The following is a 19221-nucleotide window of genomic DNA, read 5'->3' on the forward strand; positions in this document are numbered from 1 at the left end:
GCCCGTGCGCATCAAGATCATCAACCCCAACACCACCTGGAGCATGACCGAGAAGATCGGTGCCTGCGCGCGCGCCGTGGCGCGACCGGGCACCGAGGTGGTGGCGGTGAGCCCCGCCATGGGCCCGGCCTCCATCGAAAGCCACTACGATGAGGCGCTGGCCGTGCCCGGCCTGCTGCAGGAGATTGCGGCGGGCGAGCGCGAGGGGATGGACGGCTATGTGATCGCCTGCTTTGGCGACCCGGGCCTGAAGCCCGCACGCGAGCTGGCGCGTGGCCCGGTGGTGGGCATTGCCGAGGCGGCCATGCACCTGGCCAGCATGGTGGGCTCGCGCTTTTCAGTGGTGACCACGCTGGGCCGCACCATGGGCCAGGCCTGGCACCTGGCCGAGATCTACGGCATGCAGCGCTTTTGCGCCAACGTGCGCGCCTGCGAGCTGCCGGTGCTGGAGCTGGAGGTGCCCGGCTCCAACGCGCGCGAGCGCATCACCGACGAGTGCCGCCGCGCCCTGGCCGAGGACGGCTGCGACACCCTGGTGCTGGGCTGCGCGGGCATGGCCGATCTGTGCGAGCACATCAGCCACACGCTGGGCGTGCCGGTGATCGACGGCGTGGCGGCTGCCACGTCGATGGTCGAATCATTGGTGCTGCTGGGCCTGCGCACGAGCAAGCACGGCGAGCTGGCGCGGCCGCTGCCCAAGGCCATGGCCGGGGCATTGGCGGGGTTTGCGCTGGCGCCCATGGCGGCGGTGCCGCCAGCCCGCATATCCCGCGCCGCCTGAGGCCTGCTGCACTGCAGCCCGGCCAATCAGGCCACAATCGGCCACCATGCCCCGCGCCCGTACGAGCCCCACAGCCCTTCCCGCCGACCTGACGCCTGCTGCCGAACCAGCGCCCGAAGCGGCAGCGGCGGACGGGCGCCTGGCCTCCACCGAGAGCATTGCGCAGGACCTGGCCACCGCCATCGTCGAAAAGCGCCTGCCCCCGGGCACCTGGCTGCGCGAGGAGGCGCTGGGCCGCGTGTACACCGTGAGCCGCACCAAGATACGTGCGGCGCTGGTGATGCTGTCCAAGGACAAGCTGATCGAGATCATCCCCGACAAGGGCGCCTTTGTGAGCCGCCCCAGCGTGCAGGAGGCGCGCGAGGTGTTCAGCGTGCGCCGCGTGCTCGAGGCCGAGGTGGTGCGCCTGTTCATCGCCAGCGCCACGCCGGCCGACTACCAGATGCTGGAGCAGCACATCCGCTTCGAGCGCGCGGCGCTGCGCGAGAGCACGACCACCGGCCGGGTGCGCGAAAAGCTGCTGGGCGACTTCCACGTGGTGCTGGCCGAGGCGGCTGGCAACCAGACCCTGGCGCAGCTGGTGCGCGACCTGGTGGCCCGCAGCTCGCTGATCGCCATGCTGTACGACTCGTCGAACGACCCGCACTGCTCGTCCGAGGAGCATGCCGACTTTCTGGCGCTGTGCAAGGGCGGCAACGTGCAGGCCGCCGTAGCCAGCATGACCGAGCACCTGCAGCGCATCGAGGCGAATCTGGCGCTGGACACCGGGCGGCCGGACCGGCAGCTCGACCTCGTCAAGGCCTTGCTGGCCTGATCTCCCGCGCGCAGCTACCTGCGGCTGCGCGCCCTCCCCATCCGAACACTCCCTAGGGTTTACCGGGATAAGGTTGTCGCCATATCGTGTATACACTTTTTGTATGGATGGTTGTACACGTTTTGGCGTGGGCCGTCCGCATTCCAACGACACCCGACAGACCGACCCACCCGAAGGAGCTTCGCCATGCAACCGTCCGTGCACCCTGTGGATGAACAACTGCCCATAGCGCGCCTGGGGGCACTGGGGCTGCAGCATGTGCTGGTGATGTATGCCGGGGCGGTGGCGGTGCCGCTGATCGTGGGCCGGGCGCTGAACCTCACGCCCGACCAGGTGGCCAAGCTGATTTCGGCCGATCTGTTCGTCTGTGGCCTGGTCACGCTGATCCAGGCGCTGGGCGCCACACGCTGGTTCGGCATCCAGCTGCCGGTGATGATGGGGGTGACCTTTGCCTCGGTGGCGCCGATGGTGTCCATGGCGCAGAGCACCAGCGGCACGGCGGGGGCGGGGCTGATCTTTGGCTCGGTGATCGGGGCGGGGGTGATATCGATCCTCATCGCGCCCATGGTCAGCCGCATGCTGCGGTTTTTTCCGCCGGTGGTCACGGGCACCATCATCGCGGTCATCGGCATCAGCCTGATGCGCGTGGGCATCAACTGGATCTTTGGCAACCCCGTGGGGCCCACAGCGCCCAACGTGGTGAACCCCGACCACATCAAATGGCTGACCGAGGCGCAGTCGGCCGCCGGGGCGCCCGGCTCGTCGCTGCCGCCCGTGCCCAAGGGCTTTGCGGTGGTGCCCACGGTGCCCAACCCGCGCTATGCAGACCTGACGGGCGTGGGCATTTCGGCGCTGGTGCTGGTGTCCATCTTGCTGATCGCCAAGTTTGCCAAGGGCTTCATCGCCAACATCTCGGTGCTGCTGGGCATTGTGATCGGGGCGGTGGCCGCTGCCGCCATGGGCATGATGTCGTTCGAGAAGGTGGGCAAGGCCGACTGGTTCGACCTGGTGCTTCCGTTCGAGATCGCGTTGCCGGTGTTCGACCCCATCCTGATTTTGACCATGACGCTGGTGATGGTGGTGGTGATGATCGAGTCGACCGGCATGTTTTTGGCGCTGGGCGAGATGACCGACCGCAAGATCGACCAGGCCGCCCTGACGCGGGGCCTGCGCACCGATGGCCTGGGCACGTTGCTGGGCGGTGTGTTCAACACCTTCCCGTACACCAGCTTCTCGCAGAACGTGGGGCTGGTGGCGGTGACGGGCGTGAAGAGCCGCTTTGTCTGCGTGGCTGGCGGCGTGATCCTGATCATCCTGGGCGTGCTGCCCAAGATGGCGGCGCTGGTGGAGTCGCTGCCCACCATGGTGCTGGGCGGTGCGGGGCTGGTGATGTTCGGCATGGTGGCGGCCACGGGCATCCGCATCCTGGGCGGGGTGGATTTCAAGACCAACCGCTTCAACGCGATGATCGTCGCCGTATCCATCGGCGTGGGCATGATCCCGCTGATCGCGCCGAGCTTTCGACAGTGGATGCCGCATGCCATCCATCCGCTGATCGAATCGGGCATTTTGCTGGCCTCAATCACGGCCGTGGCGCTGAATGTATTTTTCAACGGCGCCAGCAAGGACACCAGCGCTGCCGTGAACGCAGCGCGCCAGGCAGAAGCCCACTGATCCGGCTCGCCCCAATCAACCAAGCCCCCGGCTGACCACCGGGGGCTTTTTTGTTTCCAGGGCCCGGTGTGGACAGCTTTGCAAGAGAAACCCATGCAACACCGATGGAAAAGGGGGACAGTCCGCCGGCGAACATTTTCCCTCTGGGGCGGGTTGTGCTTCGGCCACACAAGTTCGCAACTTGCACCCATGCAACCTGACGTACAGTGCGGTACGTTACATTGATCCTTTGCAAGGAATCCAATGCGCACAAAATTCAGCAAAATGTTGGCGGCCACCGGTCTTGTGACGCTCGACCCGGAGGAGGACACCACCCGGTACACGCCCGCCGAGGCCTACCCCGAGCCCGAGGCGGAGCCCGAACCTGCGCCCGCGCCCGCCGCGCAGCAGCAACCCGCGCTGGCGCCCGAGCAGAGTGTGGTGGCCGAGCAAAAGGATTTTGCCGACCTGTACCGAGAGGCCAACGTGCCCACCGTGTCCTACAGCGCCGAAAAGCTGCTCAAGCTGATGGCGGGGCTGGAAAGCATGCCGATGGAGGTGCGCAAGCAGGCCATCAAGGCCATGGACGACGCCGACGAGACCTGGACGGTGGACGATTCCGTGCTGGACGCGCAACGCAAGGTCAAGGCGCTGGCCATCGCCAAGCAAAAGATTGCGCAGCAAGTGGCTTCCGCACTGCAAAATGCGGACCGCGAGATCGCGGCCATCCACGCCGAAGAGCAGGACAAGAGCGCCCAGGTGCGCAAGCAGATTGCCGAGCTGACGGCGCTGCTGGACCGGGGCGTGGCGCGCGCTGCGCAACAGACGGCCGATGTGCGCGCAGCGGCCAGGACGAATCAGGAGGCCGGGGAGAGGGAATCCGCCCGGCTGGATGCAGAAATGAACCGCCTGGGGCAGATCGTGATCACGTTCTCGGGCCAATCACAGGTTCAAAAATAAAGTAGGAGTTGGCAATGCAATTGACTGGCATGGGTAAGGCGCTGATCGCGGTCATCGTCGTGGGGGCTGCGGGATCCGTCCTGTGGAACATGGGCGGCAAGATGTGGGTGCAGGACAAGCTGGGCAACACCGAGGCGTCGGCCCCGGCCGGCAGCAGCAGCCCGCAGGGCAGCACGGCCGCGCCTGCGGTGGTGGCCGGCAACACGCCGTCCGCCCCTGCCGTGGCGGCGCCCAAGGGCGGCGCCCTGGGCTCGGCCGGCAACCCGCTCAAGGTCAGCATCGTGAGCTTTCACGGCTATGCGCCGGCCCTGGTGGCCAACGGCAACAGCCTGAAGACGCAGCCGGGCTCGATCTTCCAGAAGGCCGGGGTGAACGTGGAGTTCATCATCCAGGACGACATCCCGACGCTGACCACCATCTTCGAGAGCAACACGGCGCAGTGCGCCTGGCGCACCTCGGACTTCTGGGCGCAGGAGCAGCCCAACCTGATCAACACCAAGCTCGATGGCCGCGCCATCATGATCGTGGACAACACCCAGGGTGCCGACGCCGTGATCGCGCGCGACCCGGACATCAAGCGCATCGAGGACCTGGTGGGCAAGAAGGTGGCGCTGCTCAAGTACACGCCTTCGCACGGCCTGTTCATCAACGCCATCAACAACTCGAGCCTGAGCGCCAAGCAAAAGGCCAACGTGCTCGACCGCGTGGTCTACATCAACGCCGACGAGGGCACACCCGGCGTGCGCGCCGCGTTCGCTGCCGGCAGCGTGGACGCCGCCGTGCTGTGGGACCCGGACCTGTCGCTGGCCGTCAAGGCCACCCCTGGCGCGCGCGTGGTGTACTCCACCAAGGTGGCCACCAATCTGATCTACGACGTGATGGTCTGCAACCAGAAAATGCTGCAGGACCCTGCCAGCCAGCAGGCCTTCCAGGGCTTCGTCAAGGGCTGGATGGACGGCGTAACCGCCGCCCGCGCCAACCCGGCCGGCGCCGCCGAAGCGCTGGTGCGCACCGAGCCCTTCTTCGACCAACTGGCCAAAAAGGAGGGGATGCCCTTCATCTCGAGCCTGTTCTCCAACCTGGTATGGACGGGGCTGGACGACAACGCCCGCATTCTGGGCCTGGCGGGCGACACCAACCACTACGAGCGCGTGTACCGCGAGTTCGACGCGATCTACCGCGCCGCCGGCTCGCTGGCCAACCCGAATTCGCCCGTGGTCTCGCCGCAGAACTCGTTCGACTACCGCTTCATCAACGCCCTGCTAAAGGACAACCAGGCCGCGCGCGCCGCCGCCGCCAAGCCAGAGTTCACCTTCGACACGGCCGGCATGCAAAAGGCCGAAACTCGCCCCGCCGCGCTGACCAAGCCGGTGAGCGTGAACTTCCCCGTGGGCCAGGCCGAGTTGACCAAGAAGGCGCAGGAAGTGATCGACACCCAGGTGGTGCCCTTCATCAACAGCAATGGCTCGGCGTATTTCGAGATTTCGGGCAACACCGATTCGACCGGCAGTGCGCAGGCCAACCAGCGCCTGTCGAAGGCGCGGGCCGATGCGGTGACCAAGTACGTGGTGACGCAGTGGGAGATTCCGGCCGCGCGCTTCAAGGTGGTGGGCAATGGCTCGAACAACCCCATCTGCAATGAAGGCAACCCCGCCGCGCTGGAAGTGGACCTGGACACCTGCCGCCAGATGAACCGCGCCACCCGCATCGCCGTGCTGGCACGCTGAGGGGCCGGCGATGGCCCAATTCTGGAACCCCAGCCATCCGATCTCGCCCCAGACCCAGCGCATGCTGGGCGTGGGCGCCGTGGTGGTGGTGCTGGTGGCCTGGGCGCTGGTGAGCGCATCGGGCCTGGTCAACTCGAACCGGTTGCCGGCACCGTGGGAGGTGGCCATGGCCTTCTCGCGCCTGGCGTGGGACCCCGTGCGCCAGGAGAGCCTGCTGCTGACCTCGGTGCTGTGGTCGGGCGGGCGGCTGGTGGTGGCGGGCATTCTGGTGATCCTGATCGGCCTGCCCATCGGCATTCTGATGGGGGCATCGCCGCGCATCAACGCCACGCTGTCGCCGCTGATCGACCCGTTCCGCTCGGCGCCCATCGTGGCGCTGCTGCCCATCATGGTGATGTGGTTCGGCATTGGCGAGGAGATGAAGATCGTCTTCCTGTTCTCGGGCGCGGTGGTCTACCTGATACCGCTGGTGCGCGACGCGATCCGCTCGGTGCCGCAGTCGTACTGGATCAGCGCACGCGACCTGGGCGCCACGCCGTGGGAATGCATCCGCCGCGCGGTGATCCCGATGGCCATGCCGCGCATCGTGGACGGCATCATCATCGCCATCTCGGTGATGTGGACCTACATCACCGTGGCCGAGTACGTGAACGCCAAGGAGGGCCTGGGCCAGTTGATCCAGAACGCGCGCCGCTTCTCGGCCATGGACCAGGTGTTCGCGGGCATCATCACCATCATCGCGCTGGCGCTGATCACGCACCGCCTGATGACCTGGGCCAAGCGAAAAATGTTCCCATGGGAACAGAGCGTTTGACGGCCCAGGCATGCACCCCCAATAAGAACTGATACAACAAAGCCAAGCATGACATCGACCCCGAGCGCTGCGAGCATTTCCATCCACATGAGCGGCATCGTGCAGGAGTACCCTGCCGCCAACGGCAAGGGCGTGCTGCGCGTGATCGACGGCATCGACCTGCAGCTCACGAACCCGAGCATCAACATGCTGCTGGGCCCCTCGGGCTGCGGCAAGTCCACGCTGATGCGCATGATGGGCGGGGTGCGCCCGTTCAATGTGAAGACCCCCACGCAGGGCCGGGTGGACATCGACGGCCAGGAGTGCCTGGACCAGCACGACGATGCGGTGACGGTGTTCCAGCAGTACGCCAACCGCCCCGACCTGACGGTGTGGGACAACGTGGCCTTCCCGTTCACGCTCAAGCTGTGGAAGGGGCGCATCACCCAGGCCGAGATCAAGGAGCGGGTGGACACCATGCTCGCCGCCGTGGGCCTGGCCGACAAGAAGGCCATGCGCCCGGCGCAGCTGTCGGGCGGGCAGAACCAGCGCGTGGCGCTGGCGCGTGCCCTGGTGCTGCGCCCGCGCATCTTGCTGATGGACGAGCCCTTTGGCGCGCTGGACCCGCAGACCCGCGAGGAGATGCAGCGCCTGCTGCTGTCGCTGTGCAAGGCCAACCCCTGCCTGGTGGTCTTCGTCACGCACGACGTGAGCGAGGCCCTGGCCCTGGGCGACCGGGTGATCGTGCTGTCGCCCCAGCCCGCGAAGATTGCCGATGACTTTGCCATCCATGCCGAGCACCCGCGCTCGGAGGCCTGGTCGCGCTCGACCGAGACCCTGCGCATGCAGGACCGCATCCTCACGTCGCTGCGCGACGCGAAGGGCCATGGCCAGATCACGCTGAGCGTATGAAATTCGACCCGGGCGAACGGGAAGAGCCCCCGTACATCCAGGAGTTTTTGAGCAGCAAGTGGAACGTCACGGCATCGCTGGGCGCTGCCGCGCTGGCGGTGCTGATGTCCTTCCCGTACGGGCTGCCGGGCTTTGTCTTCGTGGGCACGGCGTATGCGGCCGTGGAGGGGCTGGCCCTGCTGTACGTGCCGGGCATGTCGACCTTCCGCTACGCGGTGCGCCGCAAGTACGCCACGCTGCGCTACCAGGCGCAGGTGGACAGCCTGCTCAAGGAACTGGGCGACCGCAATGAATGCGACCCCAGCTCCAAGCGCATGCGCGTGTACCTGCAGACGCTGGACCGCATCGACGCACTGGAGCGCATGGTCAAGAGCCAGACCTGCGCTCTGAGCGTGGAAGACATCGACCGCCTGAAGGACGTGACGCGCGACTATCTGGCGCGCTGGCTGGCCATCGTGAGCGCCAACGAGCGCCAGAGCCAGCTGAGCAAGAAGGAGATCGCCGACCGCCTGCGCAGCGTGGAGGAACAACTGGAAGCGACCACCGGCGAGCGCGAACGCCGCCAGTTGCTGCAGGCACGCAAGGACTACCAGCGGCTGATGGAAAGCAGCAGCCGCCTGAGCAGCCGTATGTTCGCCATCGAGGCGGCCATGGTCTCCATGCCGGACATCATCGAGGAGGTCTTTCAGCAAGCCGTGTCGATGCCCATGGCCACCGATGCATCGGCCCGGCTGCGCGAGAGCGTGGACCGCCTGGCGATCGAAGAGAACCTGGAGGCCGACATCAGCGAAGAGCTGGACACCATCGGCGTCCATGTGCCGAGCCCCGCCGTGGCAAAAGCCGCTGCCGCTCCCCTGCCCCGCCCCACGGCACAAGCCATGAAATGACCCCTTCCATGACGACCACCACCGTACAGAAATCGCACCTGCAGACCCTCGTCGATTTCGACGAATACACGCGGCTGATGGAGGCCGCTCTCAAAGCCGCCATCGTCTCCGGCGAGCCGGGCCGGCTGGTGCGCTTCTTCGCGCGCTACATCGCCTGGAACGGCTACTTCGGCTGCAGCGTGGCATCCCTTGCGGGCAAGATCGGCTGCGCGCGCCATTTGTTCACCGACCCGGCCGAGCCCTTTGTGCCGGCGGCCGACCGCAACGTGCTGGTGGCCAGCTACATCTTCGATGCGGCGCGTGACGAGTTCGACGACCACTCCACCCGCGCGCGCGACCCGCACCGCAGCCTGGCGCAGGCCTTCCTCAAGGGCATCGTGCAGACCACCATGCCGGGGGCCGACATGGCCACGCTGAACGCGCTGGCAGCCGAGCCGGCCTGGCTCAAGGCACTCAACCAGGGTGTGATGCGCGGCTACGGCGGCGGGCAGGACGATTCGCTCGAAGCCATCTTCCACGCCATGGGCTACCACCTGGGCAGCGAGCTGCTGGCCGACCGCGAGTTCACCGTGATCGGCGCCACCTTGCGCGAGGCCGACGGCGGCCTGGCCGAGCGCCTGTTCCACGCCGAGGTGGACATCGGCGGCACGAAGCACAAGGCCCTGTCCTGGGTGGGCATCCACTCGGGCGAGGGCGGCGCCGTGGAGGCCGACCACTTCGAGTGGGCCACCCAGGGCGTGAACGCCGCCTTCGACTTCATCGACCCCGCGCAGCGCGCGGCCATGCTGGCACAGGTCGAGCAGGGCTTTGCCGCGTTCGCCCAGGACCACCGCATCTTCTTCGACAACGTCAACAACAGCTAAGCAAGGAACCTGCACCATGGCTTCTTCCAACTTCCTCGGCCGCCTGAGCAACCTGTTCACCGGCTTTCTCTCGCTGTTCGTCTCGGGCATCGAGAAAAACAACCCCGAGATCGCGTACGAGAACTCGATCAACAGCATGAAGGCCAACTACGACCGCCTGAAGAAGGCGGCGGGCGCCATCATCCGCCAGCGTGACGACGTGACCACACGCCTGCACAACGCCAAGCAGAAGCAGGCCCAGCTCGAAGCCAACCTGCAGCAGGCCATGGACACCAACCAGGACGACCTGGCGGTGAGCATTCTGCAGATGAAGAATGACAACGACCAGTCGGTGACCGAACTCACGGCCGAGGCCGAGACGGCCATGGCCGAGGCCGAGAAGATCAAGGACGCCCTGCTCGAGATGAAGAGCGAGATCAAGCGCGTGGAGGACGAGCGCGACCGCAACCTGGCCAAGCTGGCCGGCGCCAAGGCCAAGATCCAGATCCACAGCCAGCTCGAAGGCCTGTCGGTGGATGCCGAGATCCGCGCGCTGGACAACGTGCGCGGCCACATCGCCAACGTCATATCCGAAGCCAACCTGGGCGACGAGCTGCGCGGCGCCGACCTGGACGTGCGCATGAAGGGCCTGCAAAAGGGTGCCTCGCGCTCCACGGCCGAAGCGCAGCTGGCGCAGCTCAAGGCCGCCCGCGCCCAGGGCGCTGGCGCCAAGCAGATGTAAAGCGCTCTTCAGCCGCCACCGCAGTCCACCGCGCGCTGCCCCGGGGCGGCGCGCCCGCCACGCCCAAGGAACCCTGTGAGCACACCTTCCTCCCCCGCCATGACCGGAACGCCCGCCACGCCGGCCTGGGTCGACACCGTGCGCCGGCGCTACCTGAGTGGCGATGCCTCGGTCTTCGTGCTGTACCGCAACATCTACGACCGCATCCTGCTCGATGGCAAGTTCGTCGAACTGGAGCAGTACCTGTTCCGCTCGCTGCTGGAGGGCAAGAAGAAACGCGTGCTCTCGCACAGCATCGCCTCGGGCACGCAGGCGCTGGCGGGCCGTGCGTTCGACGCCGAGGCCGAGCCACTGGACGGCATCGAGGCCGCGCTGATGCATGAGAGCGGCACGGCGGTGGTGATCCACTACGCGGGCTCGCTGTTCCCGGCGGGCGACCCGTCGATGATGACCATGCAGGACCGCCAGGCGATTGCCAAGCTGCACCGCTGGTCACTCAACCCACAGATCGGCGACAGCGACAACGTGGTGTTTTTGCTGGTGGAATCGCTGGCCGAGCTGAGCGCGCAGATTCTGTCGAACCCGCGCATTGCCACCGTCGAGATACCGATGCCCGGCCAGGCCGAGCGCGAAACCACCATCCGCATGGCCGACAGCTCGCTCGATGCCGGCCAGGTCACGCGGCTGGCGCAGCAGGCCTCGGGCCTGCGCCTGGTACAGCTGTTCGGCCTGCTGGGCAACGACGCCAATGCGCAAGCCCCCAACGATGCCGAGCGCGAGGCCCTGATCAAGGAGCTGATCGCTGGCACTGAGGACGCCGAGGCGCGCGCCAAGCAGTTGACCAAGCTGACCAGCGGGCAGACCAACGAGCAGATACGCCACCTGCTGCAGCCGGGCAGCAAGGCGCCAGCCAAGGGCAACGCCTTCGAGGAGATCGCGGCGCTGCTGCGCACGCGCAAGCGCGAGCTGGTGACGCAGGAGTGCTTTGGCCTGATCGAGTTCGTCGAGCCGAAATTCGGTCTCGAAGGCGTGGGCGGCATGACCATGGTGAAGGCCGAGCTGGCGGCCATTGCCGCCGCCATCCGCTCGGGCAACGTGGCGCGCATCCCCATGGGCATTCTGGTGGTGGGGCCCATGGGCTCGGGCAAGACCTTCGTGACCAAGGCCTTCGTGCGCGAGGCCGGCATACCGGCGGTGATGCTCAAGAACATCCGCTCCAAGTGGGTGGGCGCGACCGAGAGCAACCTGGAGAAGGTGCTGGCCATGGTCAAGGCCATGGGGCCCATCGCGCTGATCATCGACGAGGGCGACCGCAGCCTGGGCGGCGAAGGCGACGAGGACGGCGGCACCTCGTCGCGCGTCACGGCGCGGCTCAAGGAGTTCATGTCGGACACCGACAACCGGGGCCAGGTGCTGTTCATCATGATGACCAACCGGCCCGACAAGCTTGATGCCGACATGAAGCGGCCCGGCCGCTTCGACACCAAGATACCGCTGTTCTTCCCCGAGAACGGGGCCGAGCGCGCGAACATCGTGCGCGTGATCCTGAAGCGCTTTGGCAAGGCGATCGAAGAGCCGCCGCAGGACGATGACGAAGATGATGGCGCCGGCGCAGGCTGGATGGAGGCCGCGCTGGAAGACACCGAGTTCTCGAACGCCGAACTCGAAGCGCTGACGCTGCTGTCCATCGACTTGGCCGAGCGCGCCGATGGCCGACTGACGCGCGAGGTGTTTTTGCAGGCTGCGGTGGACTACATGCCCACGCGCGACACGCTGATGATCGAGTACATGGAGCTTTTGGCCATCTCCGAGGCATCGCGCCGCAGCCTGCTGCCCGAGAAGTTCAAGCACCGCACCACCGACGAACTGCACGCCGAAATGAAGCGCGTGCGCAGCCAGTTGCGCCTATGAGCAGCGACAGCGACCATGTCCACACCCTCGCCAAGGAGCAGGTGCGCAAGGCCCTGACCGCCGCGAAGAACGACAAGCGCTGGGGCTGGCAGGAGGTGTCGGAGCTGCTCACCGAGCTGGGCATCGAGCAAACCCCGAACAACCTCACCACGCGCCAGAGCCGGGGTGCGTTCAAGGCGTCTGACTTTCTGCTGCTGCTGCGCAGCATGGGCGTGACGCACCTGGACCTGAGCACCCTGGAAATCCCCGGCCTGGCGCCGGCCACCCGCAAGGTGGAGGCCAACAAAAAGGCACGGCTGTCCAAACCTGGATAAGCCTATTGGCTTTCTGAAAAGGAAGACAATCCGATTTTTGCCATGCACCGGGGCCCACCGCCCCCGCCGCCTCACCTGCCCCACCCGGGCAAGGTCAGGCCTTCAACCTTCGACCATTTCATCGATGGAACCTGGGTTGGACTCCATGCAATCAACGCATTAACCCTCACTCTCATCGCACTCGCCATGGAGTAAGCTCATTTTTGGCATTTGCTGAGAATCTCCTCCAGGATTTCCGTATGACACAGAACCTTTCCGCTGCTGAAGCGGCACTGCGCGACGCCGCTCGCGAATACCACCGCAACCCCAGCCGGGGCAAGATCGCGGTCACCCCCACCAAGCCCCTGTCCAACCAGCGCGACCTGTCGCTGGCCTACTCGCCGGGCGTGGCCTACCCCTGCCTCGACATCGAGGCCGACCCGTCCAAGGCGTTCGACTACACCTCGCGCGGCAACCTGGTGGGTGTGATCACCAACGGCACGGCCGTGCTGGGCCTGGGCGATATCGGCCCGCTGGCGAGCAAACCGGTTATGGAAGGCAAGGGCTGCCTGTTCAAGAAGTTCGCTGGCGTGGACGTGTTCGACATCGAGCTGGCCGAGCGCGACCCGGACAAGCTGGTCGAGATCATCGCGGCGCTGGAGCCCACGCTGGGCGGCATCAACCTTGAGGACATCAAGGCGCCCGAGTGCTTCTACATCGAAAAGAAGCTGTCGGACCGGCTGAACATCCCCGTCTTCCACGACGACCAGCATGGCACGGCCATCATCTCCAGCGCTGCGCTGCTCAACGGCCTGGAGCTGGTGGGCAAGGAGATCGGCGCGGTGAAGATCGCCGTCTCGGGAGCGGGTGCCGCCGCCATTGCCTGCGTGGACGTGATGGTGGGCCTGGGCGTGAAGCGCGAGAACGTCTTCATGGTGGACTCCAAGGGCGTGATCTACGAAGGCCGCCCCGGCGGGCTCGATGCCTCCAAGCAGCGCTATGCGCAAAAGACCGAGGCCCGCACCCTGGCCGACGTGGTCGACGGTGCCGACGTGTTCCTGGGCTGCTCGGCCCCTGGCGTGCTGACGGCCGAGATGGTCAAGACTATGGGCAGCAAGCCCATCATCCTGGCGCTGGCCAACCCCGAGCCCGAGATCCGCCCCGAGCTGGCCAAGGCCGTGCGCCCCGACTGCATCATCGCCACGGGCCGCTCGGACTACCCGAACCAGGTCAACAACGTCCTGTGCTTCCCCTACATCTTCCGCGGCGCACTGGACTGCGGCGCCACCAAGATCACCGAGGCCATGAAGCTGGCCTGCGTGCGCGAGATCGCCGACCTGGCCAAGGCCGAGATGAGCGACGAGGTGGCCGCCGCCTATGCGGGCAAGGAGCTGTCTTTCGGGCCTGACTACCTGATCCCCACGCCGTTCGACGCACGCCTGATCCTGCGCATCGCACCTGCCGTGGCCAAGGCTGCCGAAGAATCGGGTGTGGCCGCGCGCCCCATCACCGACTACGCGGCTTACCGCGAGAGCCTGACGCGCTTCGTCTACCAGACCAGCATGTTCATGCGCCCCGTGTTCGCGGCCGCCAAGGCCAACCCGCAGCGCGTGGCCTATGCCGAAGGCGAAGACGACCGCGTGCTGCGCGCCGCCCAGGTGGCCGTGGACGAAGGCCTGGCCAAGCCCATCCTGATCGGGCGCCCGGCCGTGATCGCCACGCGCATCGCCAAGGCCGGCCTGCGCCTGCAGCCAGGCAAGGACGTGGAGATCTGCGACCCCGAGGACGACCCGCGCTTTCGTCAGTACTGGGAGACCTACCACCAGCTCATGGGGCGCCGGGGCGCCACGCCCGAGGCGTCCAAGGCCGCGGTGCGCCGCTCCAACACGCTGATCGCCGCGCTGATGGTCAAGCTCGGCGATGCCGACGCGATGATCTGCGGCATGGTGGGCAAGTTCGACAGCCACCTGGAGCACATCCGCGACATCATCGGCGTGAAGAAGGGTGCACCCGGCTTTGCCACGGTGAACGCGCTGATGCTGCCCGAGCACACGCTGTTCATCGCCGACACCTACATCAACGAAGACCCCGACGCCGAGCACCTGGCCGCCATTGCCCAGATGGCTGCGGACGAGGTACAGCGCTTTGGCCTGCCACCCAAGGTGGCCTTCCTGTCGCACTCCAACTACGGTTCGTCCAACCGGCCCTCGGCGCGCAAGATGCGCCTGGCGCGCGACCTGTTCGCGCAGGCCGCGCCGCACATCGAGTGCGACGGCGAAATGCACGGCGACGCCGCGCTGTCCGAAAGCGTGCGCCACAGCAGCCTGCTGGAGACCACGCTGCAGGACTCGGCCAATGTGCTGATCTGCCCCAACCTGGACGCCGCGAACATTCTGTTCAACGTGCTCAAGACCACCAGCGGCCAGGGCACGACCATCGGGCCCATCCTGCTGGGTGCCGCGGCTTCGGCCCACGTGCTGACCCCTTCGGCCACCGTGCGCCGCGTGGTCAACATGACGGCGCTGGCCGCGGCCAACGCAGGCGCGCGCACGACCAAGTAGGCGAAAGCCCGCCCCGCGCCCAAAAGCCCCAAGGACCACGCCCTGGGGCTTTTTTTGTCTAACGGATGGATACGTCCACGTAGCCGGCCACGGGCGGCAGGTGCTCCACCAGCCAGTCAGGGTCGAGCTGCAGGGCCTTGGTCACCTCGGCGGGCAGGCTGGCGATGGTGTCGGCGGGCGACTTGGGTTCTTCGAGCCCGATCTCGGCCAGCAGGGTGGCCACGTGCAGGATGCCGCCCAGGCGGCAGAAGGGTACGGAGGCCACGGGGTCTTCGGCCGTCTCCAGCGCCCGCACGATGGTGTCCGGAAAGCGCCAGCGGCGCGCCAGCTCTCCCGTCACCTGCGCCTCGGTGAAGCCCAGCAGCGAGCGCTCACGCTCCCAGCGCCCGCCCGCATGGTGCGGCAACTGCTCGATGGCGGGAATCTGCTCGGGCATCTTCTGCGCGATGATGAGCTCGCCCAGGCGCACCAGAAAGCCGGCCAGCCACGACTCCTGCACGTCCGAGCCCAGGGTGCGCGCCAGCCACTGCGCGTAGCCGGCGGTAGCCATGCTCTCCTTCCAGAACGCTTCGGCGTCCACGCCCGAGGCGTCCTTGAACACGCCGGACATGCACGACGCCAGGGCCAGGGTGCGCACCTGGTTCAGGCCCACCATGGTGATGGCATCGTCGAGCGATGCCACCTGGCGCGGCAGGCCGAAACGCGCGCTGTTGGCCAGGCGGATCAGCTTGGCCGTGAGGGCCGGGTCCTTGGAGATCGCCGCGCGCACCTTCTCGAAGGGGATGTCGTCATCCTTCATGGTGGCGATCAGCTCGCGCGCCACGTCAGGCATGGTGGGCAGTTGTACGTTCTCGAAGAAATCCTGGATATTTGCCATGAGGGGCCTCCCAAAGCCGTTCGCTAAGAATGGACTTTCGTTGTACCACTGGCGCGCCCATGTGGCGTGCGCGTTTGCACCAATGCGCGCGCTGGCGCGGGCTGCCGACGATGCCCGCTGCCGGCGTGCACCATTTCGGGAAAGCCTGTAGGGCCACATGCACCAATCTGGCGAACAATAGGCCACACCCCGGCCCCGCGCCCCTGAAAGCGGGCATCGTTTTTGCTGTTTGCTCTGCATCGCACACCAGCGGTGCACACCGGCCGCCAGCGCGTCTCGCCTATTTTTATTTCTCTGCCACTCTCGACAGGAACCCTCCCCATGAACAAACGCTCCCTCCTGCAAGCCGCCGTGCTGCTGGTCGCCGCCGGCAGCTTCTCCCTGGCCCAGGCGCAGGCCACCACGCCCATCAAGTTCCAGCTCGACTGGCGCTTCGAGGGCCCGGCCGCCCTGTTCCTGCAGCCGGTGGCAAAGGGCTACTTCAAGGCGGCGGGCCTGGATGTGGCGGTGGACGCCGGCAACGGTTCGGGCGGCGCCGTGCAGCGCGTGGCCTCGGGCACCTACGACATGGGCTTTGCCGACCTGGCTGCGGTGATGGAGTTCCACGCCAACAACCCCGACGCGCAGAACAAGCCCGTGGCGGTGATGATGGTCTACAACAACACCCCGGCCTCGGTCATGGCGCTCAAGAAGAGCGGCATCACCAAGCCGGCCGACCTGGCGGGCAAGAAGCTCGGCGCCCCGGTGTTCGACGCCGGCCGCCGCGCCTTCCCGATCTTCCAGAAGGCCAACGGCGTGGGCAGTGTGCAGTGGACGGCCATGGACCCGCCGCTGCGCGAGACCATGCTGGTGCGCGGCGATGTGGACGCCATCACCGGCTTCACCTTCACCTCGCTGCTGAACCTGGAAGCGCGTGGCGCCAAGGCCGCCGACGTGGTGGTGCTGCCCTACGCCGACTTCGGCGTGAAGCTCTACGGCAACGTGATCATCGCCTCGCCCAAGCTCATCAAGGAGAACCCCGGGGCGATCAAGGCTTTCCTCAAGGCCTTCACCAAGGGCGCCAAGGAAGTCATGGCCAACCCGGCCGCCGCCATCGAGCACGTGAAGGCCCGCGACGGCATCGTCAACGTGCCGCTGGAAACGCGCCGCCTGCAGCTGGCCATCGACACCGTGATCAACAGCCCCGACGCACGCAGCGAAGGCTTCGGCAAAGCCGTGCCCGGCCGCCTGTCGCTGATGGCCTCGCAGGTGTCCGATGCCTTCAACACCAAGACCCGTGTGAAGGCCGACGATGTGTGGAACGACAGCTTCCTGCCCCCTGCAGCCGAGCTGAACATCCTGCCGAAGAAGTGACCCCGCGGCCAGCGGCCAGCGGCGAGCCGCTGGCCGATGCATTCCCTCCGCCCCGCCCGCCCTGCCGCCTTTGACGGGCTGGCGGGCCCAGCCCTACAAGAACACCATCCAATGACGGCTGCCGATTCCTATTTCGTGGACTTCCGTGACGTCTGGCTCGCCTACAACGACGAGCTGCGCGCGCAGAACCACTTTGCCGTCGAGGCCATCGACCTGCAGATCCGCCAGGGCGAGTTCATCGCCATCGTCGGGCCTTCGGGTTGCGGCAAGTCGACCTTCATGAAGCTGGCCACGGGCCTGAAGATGCCGTCGATGGGCAAGATCCTGATCGACGGCCAGCCGGTGACCGGGCCGCTGAAGATCTCGGGCATGGCCTTCCAGGCGCCTTCGCTGCTGCCCTGGCGCACCACGGTGGACAACGTGCTGCTGCCGCTGGAGATCGTGGAGCCCTACCGCAGCCACTTCAAGCAAAAGCGCAAGGAATACGAAGAGCGTGCGCGCAAGCTGCTGCAGAAGGTGGGCCTGGGCGGCTACGAGGACAAGTTCCCCTGGCAGCTGTCGGGCGGCATGCAGCAGCGCGCCAGCATCTGCCGCGCGCTGATCCACGAGCCCAAGATGCTGCTGCTGGACGAGCCCTTCGGCGCGCTCGACGCGTTCACGCGCGAAGAGCTCTGGTGCATCCTGCGCGACCTGTGGACCGAGCAGAAATTCAACGTCATCCTGGTGACGCACGACCTGCGCGAGTCGGTCTTCCTGGCCGACACGGTGTACGTGATGAGCAAGAGCCCCGGCCGCTTCGTGGTGCGCCGCGAGATCGAGCTGCCGCGCCCGCGCGACCTGGAGCTGACCTACACCAAGGAGTTCAGCGACATCGTGCACGAGCTGCGCGGCCACATCGGCGCCATACGCCAGGGTGCAGGCAAGCCTGCCGCCCCCATCCCGCAATAGGCCCCCTTCCCCATGCACAACAAGAACCTCGAACGCTGGTCGCCCTGTATCCTGCTGGCGGCCACCATCATCCTGTGGCAGATCATCTGCTCGGCCTTCAACGTCTCGGAATTCATCTTCCCCAGCCCCTGGGCCATCGCCACGCAGCTGGTGGAGTTCGCCAGCGTCATCGCCGGCCATGCCTGGCGCACCTACTGGGTCACCATGGCGGGCTTTGGCATCGCCATCGTGGTCGGTGTGCTGCTGGGCTTCGTGATTGGCTCCTCGCGCCTGGCGTATGCCGCCGTGTACCCGCTGATGACAGCCTTCAATGCCCTGCCCAAGGCGGCCTTCGTGCCCATCCTGGTGGTGTGGTTCGGCATCGGCGTGGGGCCAGCCATCCTCACGGCCTTTCTGATCAGCTTCTTCCCGATCATGGTGAACATCGCCACCGGCCTGGCCACGCTGGAGCCCGAACTGGAAGACGTGTTGCGCGTGCTGGGCGCCAAGCGGTGGGACGTGCTCACCAAGGTGGGCCTGCCGCGCTCCATGCCCTACTTCTTCGGCTCGCTCAAGGTGGCCATCACCCTGGCCTTCGTGGGCACCACCGTCTCGGAGATGACCGCTGCCAACGAGGGCATCGGCTACCTGCTGATCAGCGCCGGCTCGTCCATGCAGATGGGCCTGGCCTTTGCCGGCCTGATGGTGGTGGGCGCCATGGCCATGGTGATGTACGAGCTGTTCAGCTGGATCGAAAAGCGCACCACCGGCTGGGCCCACCGGGGCTCGCAGGGTGAGTAACCTGACGGCGTTGAGCGACGCCCAGGCGGCCACGCTGCTGCGCCGCGCCAACACCGTGGCGCAGCGCGCCATGGACATGGGCCGCCACCCCTTCGGCGCCCTGCTGGTCGCGCCCGATGGCCAGACCGTGCTGGCCGAGCAGGGCAACATCGACACCGTGAACCATGCCGAGAGCACGCTGGCGCGCACGGCAGCGGCCAATTACCCCAGCGCCTACCTAGCGCAGTGCACCAGAGTCCACTGAAACCGAGAAATCAGCTGTGCGTGAGGGGCTGGCGGGGCCGCAATCTAGGCGGCGGGCGCAGCCGGGTTGTACACCCGGCGAGCACGGCAACGACGAGTGCGGCCCCGCCAGCCCCTCACCCTTCGGGCCGGGGTATCGGCGGG

General features: G+C 66.7%; 17 protein-coding genes and 1 pseudogene. 17 read left to right on the forward strand and 1 reads right to left on the reverse strand.

The genetic code is table 11. The features are described 5' to 3' along the window. The first annotated feature begins 4 nt into the window (after positions 1 to 4). The 13 genes from ASE31_RS09650 to ASE31_RS09710 all read left to right on the forward strand — a co-directional run bounded on the left by ASE31_RS09650 (position 5) and on the right by ASE31_RS09710 (position 14876). Positions 5 to 781, forward strand: a complete 777-nt coding sequence (locus ASE31_RS09650; RefSeq protein WP_057201442.1) for an aspartate/glutamate racemase family protein — start codon at positions 5 to 7, stop codon at positions 779 to 781. A gap of 46 nt (positions 782 to 827) precedes the next feature. Beyond that, positions 828 to 1595 carry a GntR family transcriptional regulator gene (locus ASE31_RS09655; protein ID WP_057201443.1) on the forward strand — a complete coding sequence of 256 codons (768 nt, stop codon included), beginning with the start codon at positions 828 to 830 and terminating at the stop codon, positions 1593 to 1595. Positions 1596 to 1781: 186 nt separating this feature from the next. Then, a complete protein-coding gene (locus ASE31_RS09660; protein WP_057201444.1) occupies positions 1782 to 3269 on the forward strand; it encodes a nucleobase:cation symporter-2 family protein in 1488 nt (495 codons plus the stop codon). A gap of 264 nt (positions 3270 to 3533) precedes the next feature. Beyond that, a complete protein-coding gene (locus tag ASE31_RS09665) occupies positions 3534 to 4208 on the forward strand; it encodes a hypothetical protein (RefSeq protein ID WP_162261392.1) in 675 nt (224 codons plus the stop codon). Between the two features lie 14 nt (positions 4209 to 4222). Next, positions 4223 to 5935 carry a phosphate ABC transporter substrate-binding/OmpA family protein gene (locus tag ASE31_RS09670; protein ID WP_057201446.1) on the forward strand — a complete coding sequence of 571 codons (1713 nt, stop codon included), beginning with the start codon at positions 4223 to 4225 and terminating at the stop codon, positions 5933 to 5935. A 10-nt stretch (positions 5936 to 5945) separates the two neighbouring features. Further along, complete coding sequence (locus ASE31_RS09675) at positions 5946 to 6749, forward strand: ABC transporter permease (RefSeq protein ID WP_057201447.1); 804 nt, start codon at positions 5946 to 5948, stop codon at positions 6747 to 6749. 48 nt (positions 6750 to 6797) lie between these two features. Further along, entirely contained in the window at positions 6798 to 7640 is an 843-nt protein-coding gene (locus ASE31_RS09680; RefSeq protein ID WP_057201448.1) for an ABC transporter ATP-binding protein, read from the forward strand. Continuing rightward, positions 7637 to 8527, forward strand: a complete 891-nt coding sequence (locus ASE31_RS09685) for a hypothetical protein (RefSeq protein WP_057201449.1) — start codon at positions 7637 to 7639, stop codon at positions 8525 to 8527. The genes ASE31_RS09680 and ASE31_RS09685 overlap by 4 nt, the downstream gene beginning before the upstream one ends. An 8-nt stretch (positions 8528 to 8535) precedes the next feature. Further along, on the forward strand, positions 8536 to 9390 hold the full coding sequence (locus tag ASE31_RS09690) for a hypothetical protein (RefSeq protein WP_057201450.1): 855 nt from the start codon (positions 8536 to 8538) through the stop codon (positions 9388 to 9390). 16 nt (positions 9391 to 9406) lie between these two features. Further along, on the forward strand, positions 9407 to 10111 hold the full coding sequence (locus ASE31_RS09695) for a PspA/IM30 family protein (protein WP_057201451.1): 705 nt from the start codon (positions 9407 to 9409) through the stop codon (positions 10109 to 10111). A 75-nt stretch (positions 10112 to 10186) separates the two neighbouring features. Then, positions 10187 to 12022 (forward strand): ATP-binding protein, encoded by a 1836-nt coding sequence (locus ASE31_RS09700; protein ID WP_157412441.1) that lies wholly within the window; start codon positions 10187 to 10189, stop codon positions 12020 to 12022. Then, positions 12019 to 12336, forward strand: coding sequence for a DUF6471 domain-containing protein (locus tag ASE31_RS09705; RefSeq protein WP_057201453.1), 318 nt, complete (start codon positions 12019 to 12021; stop codon positions 12334 to 12336). Before ASE31_RS09700 ends, ASE31_RS09705 begins: the two co-directional genes overlap by 4 nt. A 239-nt stretch (positions 12337 to 12575) precedes the next feature. Then, entirely contained in the window at positions 12576 to 14876 is a 2301-nt protein-coding gene (locus ASE31_RS09710; RefSeq protein ID WP_057201454.1) for an NADP-dependent malic enzyme, read from the forward strand. A 58-nt stretch (positions 14877 to 14934) separates the two neighbouring features. On the opposite strand, the gene ASE31_RS09715 is transcribed toward ASE31_RS09710, so the two are convergent. Further along, positions 14935 to 15753: an HDOD domain-containing protein gene (locus ASE31_RS09715; protein ID WP_057201455.1), complete on the reverse strand. Its 819-nt coding sequence runs from the start codon at positions 15751 to 15753 to the stop codon at positions 14935 to 14937. Positions 15754 to 16074: 321 nt separating this feature from the next. Here ASE31_RS09715 and ASE31_RS09720 point away from each other — a divergent pair, with 321 nt between their 5' ends. The 4 genes and pseudogenes from ASE31_RS09720 to ASE31_RS09735 all read left to right on the forward strand — a co-directional run. Next, positions 16075 to 17106 carry an ABC transporter substrate-binding protein gene (locus ASE31_RS09720; RefSeq protein WP_057201456.1) on the forward strand — a complete coding sequence of 344 codons (1032 nt, stop codon included), beginning with the start codon at positions 16075 to 16077 and terminating at the stop codon, positions 17104 to 17106. A gap of 111 nt (positions 17107 to 17217) precedes the next feature. Beyond that, the gene (locus tag ASE31_RS09725) at positions 17218 to 18054 is read left to right on the forward strand and encodes an ABC transporter ATP-binding protein (protein ID WP_057201457.1); all 837 of its coding nucleotides are present in this window, start codon (positions 17218 to 17220) and stop codon (positions 18052 to 18054) included. 12 nt (positions 18055 to 18066) lie between these two features. Then, on the forward strand, positions 18067 to 18834 hold the full coding sequence (locus ASE31_RS09730) for an ABC transporter permease (RefSeq protein ID WP_057201458.1): 768 nt from the start codon (positions 18067 to 18069) through the stop codon (positions 18832 to 18834). Positions 18835 to 18844: 10 nt separating this feature from the next. After that, positions 18845 to 19066: pseudogene (locus ASE31_RS09735) on the forward strand (nucleoside deaminase); the annotation flags it as partial. Positions 19067 to 19221: the final 155 nt, after the last annotated feature.

The sequence above is a fragment of the Acidovorax sp. Root217 genome, from assembly GCF_001428645.1.
Lineage (GTDB): Bacteria > Pseudomonadota > Gammaproteobacteria > Burkholderiales > Burkholderiaceae_C > Acidovorax.